Here is a 16,384-nt window from a genome sequence, read left to right on the forward strand (position 1 = left end):
TTTAACTACTACATAAGAATGCGCAAAATATCATTAGTCATACTTTTTGTTGTAATAGGTGCGGCTGCTTTTGCTCAAAAAAAAGCAGGCAATCCTATCGTAAAAGGCTGGTATGCAGACCCAGAGGGAATTATTTTTGATAAGCAATATTGGGTTTATCCCACTTTTTCTGATGCTTATGAAAAACAAGTTTTTATGGATGCTTTTTCATCAAAGGATCTCATAAAGTGGAAAAAACATGAACATATCATTGATACGGCTGCTGTAAAATGGGCGCACAAAGCTATGTGGGCTCCTGCCATTGTGCATAAGGGGGATAAGTATTATTTGTTTTTTGCTGCTAATGATATTCAAAGTGACAGTGAAGAGGGAGGAATTGGTATTGGTGTGGCTGATAAGCCTGAGGGGCCATACAAAGATTATTTAGGTAAGCCTTTGTTAGATAAGTTTTATAATGGAGCTCAGCCTATAGATCAGTTTGTTTTTAAAGATCAAGATGGTCAATATTATATGATTTATGGTGGCTGGGGGCACTGTAACATTGTTAAACTGAAAGATGATTTTACAGGATTTGATACGTTTAGTGATGGTACTACTTTTAAGGAGATAACACCAGAAGGATACGTAGAGGGCCCTTTCATGTTTATTAAAGATGGTAAATACTATTTTATGTGGTCTGAAGGTGGCTGGGGTGGCCCTGATTATAAAGTGGCCTATGGTATTGCAGATTCTCCTTTTGGACCTTTTGAAAGGATAGGAGTGGTCTTGCAGCAAGACCCTAAAGTAGCCACCGGTGCAGGCCACCATTCTATGATTCATGTAGCAGAAAAGGATGATTGGTATATTGTGTACCATAGAAGGCCACTGTCTGAAACCCATCATAATCATAGAGCCACCTGTATTGATAAGGTGGAATTTGATGAAAATGGATTCATTAAACCAGTTAAAATTACTTTTGAAGGCGTAGAAAAAAATAAGCTGAAGTGATAAGTAGTAGACTCAAACTTGTGTGCGGTGTTTTAATTCTAGCTGCTATTTTCAACAATAGGGCTTCAGCACAAGAGCAACCAGCAGATTATGTAAATGTATTTTTAGGAACTTCAGGAGATCACGGTCAGTTATCTCCTGCAGCTTCATACCCTTTTAGTATGTTGAGTATTGGGCCTCAAACTTATCCTAATTTACATGCAGGATATGAATACTATGCAAAGGAGTATTTAGGTTTTACTCACACCAGAATGGAAGGTGTGGGTTGTCAGGGAGACGGAGGTAACGTTTTAATTAGGCCTTTTACTGATGGTAAACCATATGAACATCTTACTAGAATTTCTCAAGATGGAGCGCCCGGTTTTTTTGCTGCTCAGTTTGATAATGGTATCAATGCCGCTGTGGCTGTAAGTGGAAAAGAAGGAGTGCATAAATACAATTTTGAAGGTGAAAATAATGGGCTTTACATAGATTTGGGATACGCGTTTGTAGGCCGATTTATAGAAGAGCAACATGAAAATGGAGATGATTACCTTAAGGGGTATTTTAAAGCCGGCACCACGTGTAGTAGGGGAGCTTACACTATTTATTATTACATTCATTTTGATCATAAGGTGAAGTGGCAGGAAGTTGAAGAACATCAATTGATTGCTTCTTTTGCTCATAATATTAAAAGCACTGAGACCAAAATTGCCTTCTCATCAGTAAGTACTGAATATGCCGAGAAATCTATTTCAAAATCATCTTATGCAGAAATAGCTAAAAACGCTAGAGAAGCATGGAACAGTGAATTGGGTAGGGTAGAAGTTAATGGTGATGAGGAGAGAAAGGCATTGTTTTACTCTCTGTTATATAGAACAATGCAAAGTCCATTTAAAATTTCTGAAAATGACGGGGTCTATAAAAATATAGATGGTTCTGAAGGGAAATCAAAAGAAGTGATGTACAATGGTTGGGCTATATGGGATAACTATAAAACTCAATTGCCCTTATTGTCATTTCTAATGCCAGAGCGATATGCAAATTTTATGTGGTCAATAAAACAGATGTATTTGCATGGGAAGCAAGATTTTTCAACCCCAAATGAGCCTTCATTGACCGTGCGTACAGAGCACGCGCTTCCGGTATTATTAGATGCTTACAATAAAGGGTATAAGCTGTCTTTTAAAGATGCGCTAGATTCTATGAAGGCGGAGAATGAAAGGCTAGATTATGGTACTCCTGATAAGGCTCTCGAAGCTGCATATGACGATTGGGCGTTAGCCAATATTTATGATATTGAAGGGAATGAAGGCGAAGCTAAAAAGTATTTTGAAAAGGCAAAGGGTTACAAAGAATATTGGGAGAAGGATTTTAAGGACCTGAGTAAACGTGATATTGATTGGATGCCTGCTAGGAATATGTATCAAGGCACTATTTGGCAATATCGCTGGTTGGTGCCGTATGATTTGAAAGGATTGATTGACTTATGTGGAGGAGAAAATGAATTTGTGAGTCAGCTGGATCAATTTTTTGACGGTGATTATTATAACCATGCCAATGAGCCCGATATTCAAGTGCCATGGATGTATAATGCTACGAGTTCTTCATGGAAAAGTGAGTTGCTGATACATCAGTTGGCATTAGATACTGTGAATCAATTTTATTTTAATAATAATAGTAAAGGTATAGATCCTTATGTAGGTAAAATATATAAAAATGAGCCAAAGGCCTTTTTACGAACCATGGATGATGATGCAGGAGCCATGTCAGCATGGTATGTGTTGGCTTCCATTGGATTATCGCCCGCATTAGTAGGAGAGCCTATATATTATATGCACGTACCTTTTTATGAATCGGTAACCTTGAAAGGAGGGAAATCTCCATTAAAGGTACAGGTACTTAATTATTCTGAAGATAAGATCTTTATTAAGCAAGTAAAGTTAAATGGAAAGGTATTAAATCGTCATTGGTTAACTCATAAGGAACTGATGGCTGGAGGACTTTTGGAAATCACTGCTGCGGACGTGCCTCTATTGAATAGCAATATTGAAGTTTACCAAAGCGAGCTGAATAATTATTAAGGGCTGATATAGGTTGCTTAACCTTATAAAGTGCAATTGGTCGAAGTGTGTTGTGCGTATTTAAGTGATATGTATACCTTCGTATCAATTAAAGCCAACTATAGACAACGAAAAGCCCCGATAGACTAGGTTCATCGGGGCTTTTTTTATGATCTATTTTAATTAAATCTCATCGATTTTTTGCTCAACATGCCTTTTGAGTTTAGGCATAAACGTATTATTGAAGTCTGTGATTTCATTTTATAAGAATGATACGCTATCCTATAATTTTTTTGACTTATGATAGTTCACCTGCTTTGTAGAGTGTGATGTCTTTTGGTAAAGCGACACCTGTTGGCTTAGGTGGGGTACAGTATGCCTGCCCTTTGATGGCACTTTTGGCCTTGCCATTGTAGAGTATATGATATTTTTAACTGTTTATTTAGTTTTATACGTAGGTCTGAGCGATTTAATTGTAATTCAGAAAGATTTATAATGCAGTTAGTTGTAAGTGTCCAATTCTTTTATCGATAAAAACAGTCATTCAACTGGCGTAAAAGTTTTTGGTGGATACTGGGTGGCAAGTTCTCAGGTTAAACAATACCTTCGTATCAATTAAAGCCAACTATAGACAACAGAAAGCCCCGATAGAACTAGGTTCATCGGGGCTTTTCTTTATTTAAACTTAAGCAATTTCTATTATTGTTTGATGAACTTACCAATTACGGTTTTGTCACCTTGTTTTAGGTTATAAATGTATAATCCCTTTGGAGATTGTGTCAGGTCAAAGTCAAATTTTCGTTGACCGTTTGAGGTAGCTTCAATCTCAATAGTTGTTATTATTTTTCCTGTTAAATCCATAATCTGCATTGTTGCAGGTATTTCATATGGTAATGAAACAGTGATGGTTCCTTTATCGTGCAGTGGGTTAGGGCTAATCAAAGCATTGATATCTTGCGTATTGCTTGCTACTTTGCGCGCGTTTAAACTTGGTAATGCAGTTACTGTTATGGAAGAGGCTTCATCATTCCATCCAGCATCTACTAAGCAAGGGATATCACCTGTAAGCACTAATGTATTTCCGCTGAAATTGTGATCTTGATATAAGGTGACCTGATATCCATCAGCAATTTTTAATGAGCTCAATTCATCATTAGGCATGCCTAAGGCTTGCAAATCACTAAGGTTGTAATTGCCTACTTGTAATTGTGCTGAAATACCCAGATAGTCACAGTGTTCACTTAATACTACTATGGCATCATTATCTCCACCACCATCATCGCCATTAAATACGCTATTAATAGCTTGTGCATACGCAGCAGTGGCTGAGGTGTTGTCAAAGTCATCGTAGAGCCACATAAATCCACCTTTGATATTGCAAGAGTTTTTCCATGTTGTCAGTTGGCTTGTAACTTGGCTGGTGGTGCTGTAAGTGTCCCAAAGACCAGGGAAAATAGGAATATCGCCAAAATTCCAATTACATGGAGAGTTGCCAGACCCTCCGGCATAGCATTGTAAATCTATACGATCAATGGTTCCTGGTCTAGCAGCATTGGTGTTGGTGGCTACACTTGTCCAGAAGCTAGCGGCAGTGTAAGGGCAGAGGGATACTTTGAAGCCAATGTCGCTAAGCATAATGGCAAACTGCGTGGCAGTAGCGGCATCGTAGGTGCTTTCATCATCAAAACTAAAGCCGTCTACAGCAGGAATGTTGTCTTTTATGGCTTTAAAGTTTTTATATAAATTCGTTTCTGGGCCTGTTCCATAAGCGTTGATCAAAGTTTTTATATGCCCAAAGGTGCCAGAGCCCCAAGCGCTCAGCCCAAACTCTACTCTTTGCACGTTCGTTTCTCCTGCTTTTAGACTGGCCATATCTTGTGGGAAATAAGGATAAGTTTCATTTCCTATGTACTGGCCACTTTCGCAAAGTGGAAATTCTCCGTTAAATCCAAGGTCACCATTTTCGTCACTGTGGATTGTCCAGACAATGACATGTGTAAATCCTGAGTTTTTTAATTCACTAATGGAGTAATCACGGTTTTTATAAATAGGACCTCCACCATAAATGGCTGATTGTCCAAAAGATGTTATGTGAAATAACAGGGTGATGGTTAATGTGAAAATTAACCGGAATAGGTAATTAGTTTTTATCATATCGATTGAGTTAGGTTTTAACTAAGCAGTGTGCTTAGCCTTGGTTGATGGTTTGTTTATTAAAATTTACCAATAATTATGCGGTAAAACCAGTTTTAATATTCCTATTTTCAATAGTATTTTGTAGTTGTTTAATAGTAAGGAGGTTGTGAATTGCAGTTTATCTGCAATTATTACTTTTTAACTGTGAAATAAGGAGGAAATAGAGATGATGTTGAAAATTCAGGCTTCTGGGCATACCTTAGTATCAATTAAAGCCAACTATAGACAACAGAAAGCTCTGAGCGACTAGGTCCTCAGAGCTTTTTTATTTATAGTGCTTAGGAGACAAATAAAAAATGATGTGCAACCGTAAGATGAATCATTTAAAGGTCAAAACTTGCAATTAAACATTAAATAAGTTGCTTGGTCGATGCAGAGTATGCAGCAGAGCAGTAAAGCCTTACCTTAGTATCAATTAAAGCCAACTATAGACAACAGAAAGCTCTGAGCGACTAGGTCCTCAGAGCTTTTTTTATTTATAGAGCTTAGGTGACCAATAAAAAATGATATGCCACTGTAAGGTGAATCATTTAAAGGTTAAAACTTGCAATTAAACATTAAATAAGTTGCATTGGTCGATGCAGAGTATGCAGCAGAACAGTAAAGCCTTACCTTAGTATCAATTAAAGCCAACTATAGACAACAGAAAGCTCTGAGTGACCAGGTCCTCAGAGCTTTTTTTATTTATAGAGCTTAGGAGACAAATAAAAAATGATGCGCAAGCATAAGGTGAATCATTTAAAGTTAAAACTCGCAATTAAACATTAAATAAGTTGCATTGGTCGATGCAGAGTATGCAGCAGAACAGTAAAGCCTTACCTTAGTATCAATTAAAGCCAACTATAGACAACAGAAAGCTCTGAGTGACCAGGTCCTCAGAGCTTTTTTATTTATAGAGCTTAGGTTGCAAATTGAAAATGATATGCAACCATTAGGTGAATCATTTAAAGTTAAAACTCGCAATTAAACATTAAATAAGTTGCTTGGTCGATGTAGAGTATGCAGCAGAACAGTAAAGCCTTACCTTAGTATCAATTAAAGCCAACTATAGACAACAGAAAGCTCTGAGCGACTAGGTCCTCAGAGCTTTTTTTATTTTATCTCATCCCTTTTTTCTTGCCTTTCCCCTTTATATGTTCAATAAGGGCGTATTTAACACAAAGCCTCTATAAAAGTTTAAATTAGTTAAACTTAATCACTTCATTTATCGTAATAACTATTAGATATCAGTTAGAAAATAACAAAGCAATAGAATAATTTTAATTTCATTAATTCAGGTTTGAAACTGCCTTGGGGTAAATTCCAAGGCAGTTCTTTTTTATATAGCTGGTATTAATTCAATGATGAGGAATATTAAGAACCCTACCGTATTGCCTATTGCATTGGCTGTAATAGGTGTAGTACTTTTTTCAGCTAAAGCAGTGATGGTGAAGTTGGCGTATCAATACGAAGTTGATCCGGTAACTTTATTACTTTTTAGAATGGCCTTTGCTTTTCCTTTTTACTTGTTAATGGCTTTACTAAATAAAGACCGTAAGACAAAAAAGTTAAATAGAAAGGATTGGGTGTGGTTAATTTGTTTTGGTATAATCGGATATTACTTGGCCAGTTTATTTGATTTTCTGGGGCTTCAATATATCAAAGCTAGTCTTGAGCGAATTATATTGTTTATTTACCCTACGTTGGTATTGTTTATTACGTGGCTGTTTTTTAAACAACGACCTACTAAAGTTCAGGCTTTGGCTATAGGGGTAAGTTATTTGGGCATATTTTTGGCCTTTAGTGAAGAACTAAGAATAACTACTATGGATAGTGGTCAGCTGTACCTTGGAGGTTTTCTTATTTTTATGAGTGCTATTACGTATGCATCTTATTTGGTGGGGAGTGGGTATTTGATTCCAAAATTGGGCGCATCACTGTTTACTTCATATGCCATGATGATAGCCTGCATATGTGTAATGATTCATTATTGGGTAACTACAGAAGTCCATTTAGGAGATTACCCTGCGGAGGTATATTATTTAGGAATCGCCATGGCTACACTTTCTACTGTTATACCATCGTATCTTATTTCTTATGCTATTAAATCTTTGGGAGCTTCCAATTTTTCAATTATCGGCAGTTTAGGTCCCATTTCTACTATCATATTAGCTAATATTTTTCTTGATGAGTCTTTTAGCGCATTGCAACTGGTCGGGACAGTGGTGGTTATTTTCGCTATCATCATCATCAGTAGAAGTAAAAAGTAGAGTTATTTGCTGATCAGGTTTTTGTAAACTATGTTTTGCATCAATTCTTCTTTTCTTTGTCGAGAAATGGGGATGTCATACTTACTGATTTTAAGTTTATTGCCTGTTATAGAGTTAATTGCATTGGCATTGACTAAGTATGACCTATGCGTTCTGATGAAGTTGTTTTTTGATAATACATCTTCCATAGAAGCCATGGTTTGGTGTATAGTCAGCACTTTATCTTTCAGAAATAGTTTAAGGTAATTTTGCATTGCCTCTACAAATAAAATCTCTTCACTTTTTATTTTAATAAAAGCGTCTCCTTGCCTGATGTACATATTTTCAGATGCCTGATCCAAATTTATTGACGTATCATGATTATGCAGTTTATATGCTTTTTGGCAAGCCAGTGAGAAGCGTTCAAAACCGATAGGCTTTAATAAATAATCAACTACATGAAGGTTAAAGGCATCTAATGCATATTCGGAGTAGGCTGTGGTAAAAATGGTTAAAGGTGGCTTTTTTAGGCTTTCTAGCAATTCAATGCCAGTAAGAGTGGGCATATTAATATCTAAAAATAGTAGATCAATATCTGTATGGTTAAGTGTAGAGTAGGCTTCTTGTGGTGCAGAACAAGTGCTTATAAGTTCTAAATAATCTAATTTATTGATATAGTGAGTTAGGCCCCTTATAGCTATAGATTCATCATCTACTACCATACATTTTAATATTGATGATTTTGTGTTCATGGCTATAAGTTTATAGTGAGATTAACGGAAAATTGAGAAGAATTCTGATGAATTAACAGCGTATGCGAGTTGGGAAATAGAATAGACAATCGTGTTTGTATATTTTTCAGCCCAAGTCCTTTTTGCTCAGTATCTTTTTTTACAGTCGATGGATTTATAGTATTTTCTACCATAAACAGTATTTGATTTTTATAATGCTTTAAATGAATAGATATGAATCCGGGAGTGTGTTCATTTTTATAAACGTACTTAAATGCATTTTCTATAAAAGTGATAAATAGTAAAGAAGGTATGGTTGTGGTGGGGTCTTCCACGTCCCAATGGCAATCGATATTAATTTGCTTTTCCCAGCGTATTTTTTCTACTGCTATAAAACTTTTGAGATACATAATTTCTTCATTTATGCTCACGCGTTCGGTATCCCCCTTGTACAGTTGATACCTCAATATGTCAGCATACTGGAGTAAAAGCGTAGAAGCTTTGTCTACATCTTCCTGCATAAGTACATGTATGTGATTTAACACGTTAAACATAAAATGAGGTGTAACCTGGTGTTTTAATGTCTGTAGTTGGTATTCGTGCAGTGTCTTTTGGGATTTTACATATTCTATTAAAAATCTGAGGCCACATATACATAAGTTAATAAATAGACCTGCAGATAAAGAAGTGTATATGCTATATATTGGTTCGGAGGCTATGCTAAAGTATTCTGAAGTAGGGAAGTATTGGAGCTTTTCTAAGTAATGAAATAGATATAGGTACGCCAATAAAACTGCTGCTACTGCTATGGATAGGAGAATGAAGGCCATAAAGAAGTGTAGCATTTTTTTCTGGTTGAGCGCTTTCAATAAAATGCTATTGCTCAAGGCAGTTGCTATAGGGTAAATGCTGAGAGTAATACAGCTAGAAAAAATTAATGTTTCTAATAAAGATTCCGTTTGAGGGTACATCTGAATGATAAATACCAATAGTAAGATTATCCAATAACTAGTGGTAAACAAGCAGCTATTTTCGAGTGCACTACGATTCATGTTGCAAAATTAACCTTAATAAAGAAACTGCTGTCGCGGTTCGTCAAAGGCAGTATGCTGTTGGTCAAAAAGATTATTGTAAGCAGTAAACATCTATCAACTTTGTAGCTCAATTTAAAAATTGTTCAGTTATGAAATTCGTTCTGCTTATTTTTTTTAGTTCTTTATTTTCAGTTGCTTATGCCCAAGTAAATATCAAAACTGAGTTTGTAGGGAAGTCACAATATCGATATAGTGACGGAGAGCACAGCAATAGAGTGGGGGACAGCGAGGGCAGTGCTATGGTCTATCAGATAGGAGCAAAACTGCCAGTAAAAATTAAAAGTATAAAGGATAATGAGAAGGATATATGGGGCGTAGCCTTTAACACTGCATATGTAGATTTAAATAATAATGGTTTTGATGATGATTTGGTGGTAAGTGAAGTAAGTAATGCATCAATTGGTGTATTTCACTTGAAAGATCTTAATGAAAAATGGACACTGTTGACCATGCTTGGAGGGGGTGTGTATGCGGTTTCTCCTAGGTTAAGCGAAGTTACAGGAAAGCAGTTGTTGGTTAATGTGGGAGGTTTATTTATTAGGCACCTTAAACCAAATCTGGATTTAGGAATAGGTGCAGCGCTCAATAATTCATTAGGTTACCCAATGCTTTATCCGGCTTTGTATGTAAAGTGGACAAAAGAGGGGAAGTATATGCTTGATGTTTCTATGCTAGAGGGCGTGAGTATATCCTTAGCTTATGAAGTGAGGGACAATTTAAAATTAAGTTATGTAGTGGAAGTAGATGGGCAGTTAGCTATGCTTCGTCATAATGATAAAGATGCCATGTTTACCCATCAATATATTGTTACTGGAATTCGACCTGAATTGAGGTTATCCGATCATTGGAACTTGCCAATTACTGTGGGTATTAATGCGCAAAGAACCGCTCAGATTTATGAGCGAAAGTTGAAGAGTTTGTGGAGCGATTCTAATTATTATTTCCGATTATCTCCTTATGCATCTATTGGTCTAAGTTATGATTTTTAAAAAGTAAAAGGCTTCACAAAAGTGAAGCCTTTTACTTTTTAAAAGAATGTATCTATTCCTTTATGATCATTTGAGAGAACTGTTCTCTTGAATTTTTAACAGAGAGAATATAAGTTCCAGGTTTAATATTATTGAAATCTAAAGTGTTAAAGCCATCTTTGGTTAGCGTTAAAGTCTGTTTAAAGTATGTTTTTCCGCTTAAATCTATCAGTGATATTTCACAAGGTTCATTACCGAAGTTAAGGCCTTCAAGTTTTATGCTATTGTTGAAAGGATTAGGATAAGCTTTGGCGGCTTTATCATTCAGAGCATCTTCAACTCCTGTTAAAAAAGAAGCATTACCGAAAGTTAGAATGTAGCTTCTTCCACCGTAGGCGCGATAAGTGTCATCGTCCGTTGTAAATTCTCCAGTAAGAGTACCCGTGGTTATTAAATAATCTTCTTCAATTACGGCAATATCGCTTCCTCGTGAATTCATGTCTAAATAATATGCCCATTGGAAATCTCCATTGCTGTTAAACTTCGTAGTTATAGCACCAAATGAAGAATAGGCATCAAATTTTAGTCCATCTATAGTGGCACTTTTATAGACTGTAGAATGGAGGTATAAGTTATCCATCTTATCAAAATCAATTCCTGAGTAGCCAGAGAAGTTTCCTAATTGTATGCTTTTTGCCCAGAGGCTATTTCCATCTAAGTCATACTTTGCAATGAAAGTATTATAACTTAAGGTAGAATTTAAGTTCGTACTACCTATAAAAACATTCTTCCCATGACCACCAATTAAATAAATTCCATTGTTAGTTTGATGAATAAGTTGCCCCCATGTGAAAAAATCTGAAGAATCATCTTCTGGAGCTCTGCCAAATGTTTTCAACCAGTTTATATTACCATTACTGTCAAAGTTTAAAATGATATTTCGTCCATCATTTAATCTGTTCAGGCTATAATCTTTACCAAAAACTTTAATACTATACTCTTCTGTTTCATCTGCCATGTCAATCTCTGCAGTAAGTGTAATGGAATTACTTCCTGCAGATAATATACTATTGTAACCACTAAGTGAGTTGAGGTTAATGTTTTTTAACCACATGACTTGACCCGTCTTATTTAATTTTGCTACATAAAAAGATTTCTGTAACCCTGGAGAATCGATACTTGTAGCGGCAATAGATATTTTATCTGAATAAATTCCAGTGACAAAAATGTCACCTTTTTTATCACAGCTAATGTTTGCAGAGAGCGCACCTTTCAGTGATAAGGTCCAATATTCATCAGAAGTGTAATCAAGACTAGTTAAGAATAAACCTGAATTGTTAATTTTGTTATTATTGATTTCGATTTCTTGTGCTGAGTATCCAATTAAGATCGCATTATGATTTGTCGAATCAATAGCTAATTGAGGTCCATAATAACTATAAGATAAGTTAGCGTTCTTAATAGATTGAGACCAAATTAATTGATTTTTATTTTTGTGCGAAACAAGAATAGTTGATTCTTTATTGTTGTATTCTTGAGTGTTCCATTTGCTTTTTCCTAAGTGCTCTGATAGGTAAAAATCACTACTTCCAACATGTTCTACATCAGTGATTTTTGTATTTCCGCTTTGGCCGGCAGCGGTAGTTTGAAATATTGGAGAGTCAACATTTTCATTGGATTTAAAAAGCAGTGCATCTGTTACTAAAATACCTGCAACGATAAGTTTATCATTTTCAGTGGTTAGATTGTTTAATGAAATGTCACCAATATTGGCATAATCTAATTTACTAAACATGAAATTACTATCAAATCTGTATACTTTTTTTGAGTATTTAATAATAGCATAAGTAGCAGCACTAGTCGTTTGGATATTTAATATGCTAGTTTGGGCATGATGATATTGATCATCAAATTCGTTTGAAGTAATATAACCCCCTGAAGTGTTGAAATAAGAAGCAACATATCCATTGGAGTTCAATATATTATTGTCATTCCAGCCTCCCCCCGGATTAGTGGTGTGAAAATAAATTATCTGATTGTTAGAGTTTATTGTAACTCTTGAGGGAATCATGAATTCTGTGTCTTTAGATAGCTTGACCCAATTGTACTTTAGGGTTTTTAAGTTAAATGATGCGATGAAAATTGGAGGGATACTATGATGTTCATCATAAAATACATCTCCAAAATTTATGTAACCGTTAGTTTGACCTATAAATATTAGGTTATCACCATCTAAAGTCATGTCTTTTAAACTCACTGAATGCTCAAGGTTAATAGATGAAATTTTATCACCATTGGAATGGTAGATTTCTAAATTGGTATCTCCATTATTGAATAATATAGAATCATTTCGCGAGATGATAGAGGTGCCTGGGTCAGGGCGTGGCTCTTCCGTCATCCAAGAATTATTACCATTCAATTCAAAGGAGGCGAGGAAAGCTTGACTTTCATTAGATACAAAAGTATTGTTTTTCATATAAATGGTTGCAGCTTCCATTATCCCAGATACAATGATTTTATTGTTTGCTATTATAAGATTTTCAATGGTAACATCATTATGGTCGGAGTCCATGAAATTGGTAGCGCTAAGAATATTGCCAGAAGCATCATATTCTGTTAGAAAATAGGTATGTAAGCCTTTTCCTTTTAGTGTAGTGCTGCCAACTTCAATACTATTTTGGTATGTGCCAACAGTGTAAAGTTTATTGTTTACTTCAAAAACAAATTCATTGGAGCTAGTTCCATTACCTCCAGGAAGTTCTAAGTCTGTGAGAGAAGGCGCACCTTCTGTGGTAATTACCCTTGAGTTCAGGTTTTGCGAGAAGCAGAAGTTGGCCTTAAATAGTACAATAAATAAAATAAGTAGAATTTTTTTCATATTAAAAAATCTTTATATAATAATTATTGCAATGTATGTATAAATATTTCTTTTTTAAAGTCTAAAAGGGGGTTTATTTGTATGTTATAGCCTTGTGCATAGGTGCTTATAAATAAAAAAAGCGTCTATTTATTCAAATAGACGCTTTTGAAAGATGATTAAATAGTAATTTAAATCACTACGTTGACTATCTTTTTAGGTACCACTATTACCTTTTTAGGAGTTTTTCCTTCTAGCCATTTTTGAATTACCTCAGAGGCTAGTACTTCTTTTTCTATTTCTTCTTTAGCCATCGTCAGTGGAAATTGCATTTTAGCACGCATTTTTCCATTTACTGATACCGGATACTCATGTGCATCTTCTACCAAGTGGCTTTCATCGTAAGCAGGGTAGGAGGCATTAGTTATGCTGTTTACATTACCTAACTTGCTCCATATTTCTTCTGCAATATGAGGTGCATAAGGCGCTATCAGAACTACTAATTCTTTTAAAATTTCAGCCTTGTTACACTTTAATGAAGTTAATTCGTTTACACAGATCATAAACTCACTTACAGAGGTGTTGAAAGAGTATCTTTCTATATCTTCTTGAGCCTTTTTAATAGTTTTGTGTAAAACTTTAAGTTCTTCTTTTGTAGCTTTTTCATCAGATACAAAGAAGTTGTCTTCAGCGTCATGATAAAGGTTCCAGAATCTTCTTAAGAACTTAAATACACCATCTATACCATTAGTATTCCAAGGTTTGAATTGCTCCAATGGCCCTAAGAACATCTCATATAGCCTCAATGTATCAGCCCCGTATTTGTCTATAATTTCATCCGGGTTAACCACATTGTATTTAGACTTGGACATCTTTTCTACCTCAGAGCCACAGATGTATTTGCCATCTTCTTCAGTGATGATGATAGCATCTTTAAGCTCAGCTCGCCAGTTCTTGAATGCTTCAATGTTCATTTCATCATTATGAACAAAGCTGATGTCTACATGTATAGGAGAGATGGTTTCGAAGTCTAAACTATTAACTTCGAAGTTTGTATTATTTGTTGAGTTGAAAATGGCTACACCATCAATTACTTGTTTGGTTATAGCGCTTTTTTCCTCTTCAGAAATTTTGTCCTTTTTTATTTTAGTAACAAAGCCTTTAGATAAATAAACTTCTGGCTTTTTACCACTGATGTCTTCCTTGTAATTAATTCCCAACCTGTAAACCAAGCTAGATACTCCTTGTATCATTCCTTGGTTGATTAGCTTTTTGAAAGGCTCTTCAACAGTTACTAAACCTTGGTCGAAAAGGAATTTAGTCCAGAAACGAGAGTATAATAAGTGTCCAGTAGCATGTTCTGAACCGCCAATATATAAGTCCACATTTTCCCAATACTCTTGAGCTTCTTTACTTACAAATTCGCCATCATTATTGGCATCCATGTATCTAAAGAAATACCAGCTAGAACCTGCCCAGCCAGGCATTGTGCTCATTTCTATGGGATAACCCTCTGCTGTAGCCCAATCTTTGGCTCTTCCTAAAGGTGGCTCTCCATCTTCAGTGGGTAAATATTTGTCAATTTCTGGCAATACTACAGGTAATTGATCTTCGCTCATTAGATGAGGTAAGCCGTCTTTAAAATATACAGGCAATGGCTCTCCCCAATATCTCTGTCTTGTAAAGATGGCGTCACGCATTCTGTAGTTGATTTTTGCCTGACCTATACATCTTATTTCTAACTCTTCTATACCTTTTGTGATGGCTTCTAATGGAGATAGGCCATTAAGGAAATCAGAATTAATCATTTTTCCTTCTTTAGTAGGGTCAGCAGCTTCTTCTATATTGGCCCCATCAATTATTGGCGTTATTGGTAAATCAAAATGCTTAGCAAAATCATAGTCTCTTTGGTCTCCTGCAGGCACAGCCATAACAGCGCCAGTGCCATAACCTGCTAATACATAGTCAGCTACCCAGATAGGTATTTTTTCTTCACTAAACGGGTGTATTGCATATGCTCCCGTAAAAGCACCAGTAATGGTTTTTACATCTGTCATACGCTCGCGCTCAGATCGGTTGCTAGCCTTTTCAGTATAAGCAAAAACTTCCTCTTGCTGATCAGCCGTTACTATTTTTTTTACTAACTCGCTTTCAGGAGCTAAAGCAAGGTAAGTGACACCAAAAATAGTATCAATTCGAGTAGTAAATACAGTGATGTCTATAGCATGGCCGTCTACTCTAAAATCGAGTTCAGCACCCATAGATTTGCCAATCCAGTTGCGTTGCATTTCTTTTAATGGCTCTGGCCAATCGATGGTATCTAGGCCTTGCAATAACCTTTCTGCATAGGCAGTGATACGCATCATCCACTGCATCATTTTTTTTCTTTCTACAGGATGACCACCTCTTTCTGAGTAGCCATCTTTTACTTCATCATTAGAAAGTACTGTGCCTAATGCAGGGCACCAGTTTACTGTGGTGTCAGCAATGTAAGCTAATCTATACTTTAAAAGTAAAGTTTGTTTCTCTTCATCAGAATAACCATTCCACTCCTCGGCACTGAATACAGGGGTATCCTCATCACATGTAGCTACTATCGATTCATTTCCATCTTTTTCGAAAATAGTAATAAGGTTTTCAATGGATTCGGCTTTTTCCTCTCCTTTATTATACCAGCTATTAAATAGCTGCATAAAAATCCATTGTGTCCATTTATAGAATTTAGGGTCAGAAGTTCTTAATTCTTTATCCCAATCAAAAGAGAAGCCTATGTTAGTAAGCTGCTCTTTGTATCTTTTTATATTTTCTTCAGTAGTTATGGCAGGGTGCTGTCCTGTTTGAATAGCGTATTGCTCAGCAGGCAAACCAAATGCATCAAATCCCATAGGGTGTAATACATTGTAGCCTTTTAATTTCTTATATCTAGATACAATATCAGAAGCAATATAACCCAGCGGGTGGCCCACGTGAAGTCCCGCGCCAGAAGGATAGGGAAACATGTCTAAAGAATAAAATTTAGGTTTAGACGTGTCTACAGAAGCTTTATATGTATTGTTTTCGGCCCAGTATTTCTGCCATTTTTTTTCTATTTCGCTAAAGTTATATTCTGCCATTTTACTTTTTTTAGTTTACAGAGCTGCAAAAATAACAGGATTTTATTGCATTAGAAGAGTTAGAGGAAGTAAATATAGAAGGTGTGTGAGAAAGTGTATGTCTTACATCTGATAAGGGTGGGGCATTTGTGTTGCTTTTATTTATTGGAGGCAATTATGATAGCATTG

9 protein-coding genes are annotated in these 16,384 nt (G+C 35.8%); 4 read left to right on the top strand and 5 right to left on the bottom strand.

From position 1 onward, the window contains the following. Positions 1-18 precede the first annotated feature (18 nt). Both ACXACQ_RS12455 and ACXACQ_RS12460 read left to right on the top strand, forming a co-directional pair. The gene (locus tag ACXACQ_RS12455; protein WP_474976273.1) at positions 19-987 is read left to right on the top strand and encodes a glycoside hydrolase family 43 protein; all 969 of its coding nucleotides are present in this window, start codon (positions 19-21) and stop codon (positions 985-987) included. Continuing rightward, positions 984-3,050: a glycoside hydrolase domain-containing protein gene (locus ACXACQ_RS12460; protein WP_474976274.1), complete on the top strand. Its 2,067-nt coding sequence runs from the start codon at positions 984-986 to the stop codon at positions 3,048-3,050. The genes ACXACQ_RS12455 and ACXACQ_RS12460 overlap by 4 nt, the downstream gene beginning before the upstream one ends. A 678-nt stretch (positions 3,051-3,728) precedes the next feature. On the opposite strand, the gene ACXACQ_RS12465 is transcribed toward ACXACQ_RS12460, so the two are convergent. Beyond that, on the bottom strand, positions 3,729-5,183 hold the full coding sequence (locus ACXACQ_RS12465) for a T9SS type A sorting domain-containing protein (protein ID WP_474976275.1): 1,455 nt from the start codon (positions 5,181-5,183) through the stop codon (positions 3,729-3,731). A gap of 1,382 nt (positions 5,184-6,565) precedes the next feature. On the opposite strand from ACXACQ_RS12465, the gene ACXACQ_RS12470 reads away from it, so the two are divergent. Beyond that, positions 6,566-7,474, top strand: a complete 909-nt coding sequence (locus ACXACQ_RS12470; RefSeq protein WP_474976276.1) for a DMT family transporter — start codon at positions 6,566-6,568, stop codon at positions 7,472-7,474. Positions 7,475-7,476: 2 nt separating this feature from the next. Here ACXACQ_RS12470 and ACXACQ_RS12475 read toward each other — a convergent pair whose 3' ends face one another. Continuing rightward, positions 7,477-8,205, bottom strand: coding sequence for a LytR/AlgR family response regulator transcription factor (locus tag ACXACQ_RS12475; protein ID WP_474976277.1), 729 nt, complete (start codon positions 8,203-8,205; stop codon positions 7,477-7,479). A 2-nt stretch (positions 8,206-8,207) separates the two neighbouring features. Beyond that, positions 8,208-9,236, bottom strand: coding sequence for a sensor histidine kinase (locus ACXACQ_RS12480; protein WP_474976278.1), 1,029 nt, complete (start codon positions 9,234-9,236; stop codon positions 8,208-8,210). A gap of 131 nt (positions 9,237-9,367) precedes the next feature. On the opposite strand from ACXACQ_RS12480, the gene ACXACQ_RS12485 reads away from it, so the two are divergent. Continuing rightward, a complete protein-coding gene (locus tag ACXACQ_RS12485; protein WP_474976279.1) occupies positions 9,368-10,267 on the top strand; it encodes a DUF6268 family outer membrane beta-barrel protein in 900 nt (299 codons plus the stop codon). 52 nt (positions 10,268-10,319) lie between these two features. Here ACXACQ_RS12485 and ACXACQ_RS12490 read toward each other — a convergent pair whose 3' ends face one another. Together ACXACQ_RS12490 and ACXACQ_RS12495 are read right to left on the bottom strand one after the other, a co-directional pair. After that, positions 10,320-13,124, bottom strand: coding sequence for a T9SS type A sorting domain-containing protein (locus ACXACQ_RS12490; RefSeq protein ID WP_474976280.1), 2,805 nt, complete (start codon positions 13,122-13,124; stop codon positions 10,320-10,322). 170 nt (positions 13,125-13,294) lie between these two features. Continuing rightward, the gene (locus tag ACXACQ_RS12495) at positions 13,295-16,216 is read right to left on the bottom strand and encodes a leucine--tRNA ligase (RefSeq protein ID WP_474976281.1); all 2,922 of its coding nucleotides are present in this window, start codon (positions 16,214-16,216) and stop codon (positions 13,295-13,297) included. Between the last annotated feature and the right edge of the window lie 168 nt (positions 16,217-16,384).

The organism is Fulvivirga sp. AWR4_260 (genome assembly GCF_056158185.1).